The organism is Polaromonas sp. P1_G4 (assembly GCF_056405475.1).
This window is the reverse complement of the sequence record NZ_JBFUCA010000672.1, coordinates 1-1,855: the sequence shown is the minus strand read 5'-3', so window position 1 is coordinate 1,855 and position 1,855 is coordinate 1. Positions and strand designations below refer to the sequence as shown.

The window sequence follows — 1,855 nt, the reverse complement described above, 5'->3', positions numbered from 1 at the left end:
CGCTCAATGAATACAAAAAAGGCGACCGCAAACATCCCACCATGCGCGCCATTGCCGATTCGCTGACCGACCAGGACATCGCCGACCTCGCCGCGCACTACAGTGCTGACGGTGTGGTGGCCGGCGCCGCAGAGCTGCCGGCCAAGCCGGCCAAAGAGCCAAGCGCGGAAGTCCAGGCCCTGTTGAACAAGGCCAACTGCGCGTCTTGCCACGGCGCCAACTTCAGCAAACCGATTGATCCGGCCTATCCCAAGATTGGTGGTCAGCATGCTGACTACCTGTTCGTGGCGCTCAAGGCCTACAAGACAGAAAACAACCCCAAGGTTGGCCGCGGCAATGCCATCATGTCCGGCATGGCCAAGCAGTACACCAATGTTGAGCTGAAGCAATTGGCCAACTACCTGTCGTCGGTAGACGGCGACCTGAAGACCATTCCGCAGAAAAAATTCCGCTGAACCGGAATCTTTCGCTCAACAAAAAAGCCGCTGTATCAGCGGCTTTTTTTATGGGCCCGGTCTGTATGCGTTTTCACCAGCAGGGGCCGCTGCGCATTACACGAAGTGAAAAGCGTGGGGGCTCAATCTCTGGTTGCCCTGCGCTGCACGCAGTCGATGTAGGCCGCGCCATCGGGCGGGCGTCCGGCGCGCTGGCTCTCCCAGACCATCTGCCCCAGGCAGTCCATGGTTTCGTGGTGCGCATCGTGCAGCGAGTTGCGTTTGGCCGTCAGCAGCTCGACGGCCTGRCGAATTCCGCGCGGCTGGTCGATGGAGCATTGCTCGCTGATCGACAAATGCATGGACAGGTGCAAAAAGGGGTTGGTCTTGCCCGCTTCCACGTCGTACATTTTTTCGAGCGCACTGTCGGCGTCGGCAAAGTCCGCATGGTATTCGGGATGCTCTTCAATCCATTGACTTGCTATGGTTTCGATAGCCTCCATCGGTTGTCCGGCGAGGGCTTTGGCATAAACAGAGCAGAAAAACCGGCGTACGTCGGCTTGCGAGGGAGTGAACATGGTGAAAGGTTATCACGCAGAGGTTTTCCAACGCCGGCGTGGTGGTTTGCTTATCAGTGTTCGGGCCACGGGGCTCACCGGCCCTGTCCTACAGACAGTTTTTGCACCTCTGCCTACATTACGAATCACAGTGGCGCAGTTCCGGGGCAAGGCTACTTCATAACGACCCACAAGCCCGGCGAGGAGATTTCACATGAACGCAGCACGCATCACAGGCATTATCCTGATCGTTTTGGGCCTGGCCGGTTTCTTCACCGGCGGCTTCAGCTTCACCAAAGACACGACCGCCGCCAAGCTCGGCCCCATCCAGCTGACCGTGAAAGAAAAAGAGTCCGTCAACATTCCCCAGTGGCTCAGCCTGGGCGCCATCGTGCTGGGCGCAGTAGTCCTGGTCGTTGGCTTTAAAAAGTCATAGTCCCACGCTCTGTCCCACCCCAGCGGGGGCCGCGGGACTGGCTTTGCCAGACCGCAGGCGCCGTCCCCTTGAGGGGAGAACAAGCTACACGAAGTGAGCTTGGACAGGGGTGGGTCTATATAAGCATGCGCGAGATTGCCCGCGCCGCCGCCAGCAGTTGCGGCAGCATCGTTTCCTGCATGGCTTTGGCGCTGGTGCGGTTGGCCTGGCCACTGATGTTGAGCRCTGCCACTGTCTGGCCGGCGCGGTTGGTGATCGGTGCGGCCATCGACACCAGTCCTTCCTCCAGCTCCTGATTCACCAGCGACCACCCCTGCTTGCGGGCCTGCGCGATCCTGGCCATGAGCTCCTTCACATCGGTCACGGTGTACTTGGTGCGTGCCGTCAGCTCTGAGGCCTGCAGGCATTTCATGATTTCGGCCTCAGGC

Annotated in this window: 4 protein-coding genes; 2 read left to right on the top strand and 2 right to left on the bottom strand. The window is 59.5% G+C overall.

Features of this window, described 5'->3' with window-relative positions; all coding sequences use genetic code 11:
• Positions 1-455 (top strand): c-type cytochrome (locus tag AC1D1X_RS22070; protein ID WP_477699193.1); only part of this gene is annotated, 455 nt, incomplete at its 5' end.
• Positions 456-577: 122 nt separating this feature from the next.
• Here AC1D1X_RS22070 and AC1D1X_RS22065 read toward each other — a convergent pair.
• Positions 578-1,012: a DUF1841 family protein gene (locus tag AC1D1X_RS22065; protein ID WP_477668316.1), complete on the bottom strand. Its 435-nt coding sequence runs from the start codon at positions 1,010-1,012 to the stop codon at positions 578-580.
• Between the two features lie 193 nt (positions 1,013-1,205).
• Between AC1D1X_RS22065 and AC1D1X_RS22060 the strand changes: the two genes are divergently transcribed.
• Positions 1,206-1,427, top strand: coding sequence for a hypothetical protein (locus tag AC1D1X_RS22060; RefSeq protein ID WP_457282237.1), 222 nt, complete (start codon positions 1,206-1,208; stop codon positions 1,425-1,427).
• 115 nt (positions 1,428-1,542) lie between these two features.
• Here AC1D1X_RS22060 and AC1D1X_RS22055 read toward each other — a convergent pair.
• On the bottom strand, positions 1,543-1,855 hold a 313-nt coding region (locus AC1D1X_RS22055; protein WP_477699192.1), incomplete at its 5' end, for an IclR family transcriptional regulator domain-containing protein.

Bases quoted from the DNA above. Each gene is read 5' to 3' on its own strand.
- AC1D1X_RS22060 (WP_457282237.1), top strand. From the start codon at position 1,206: ATGAACGCAGCACGCATCACAGGCATTATCCTGATCGTTTTGGGCCTG.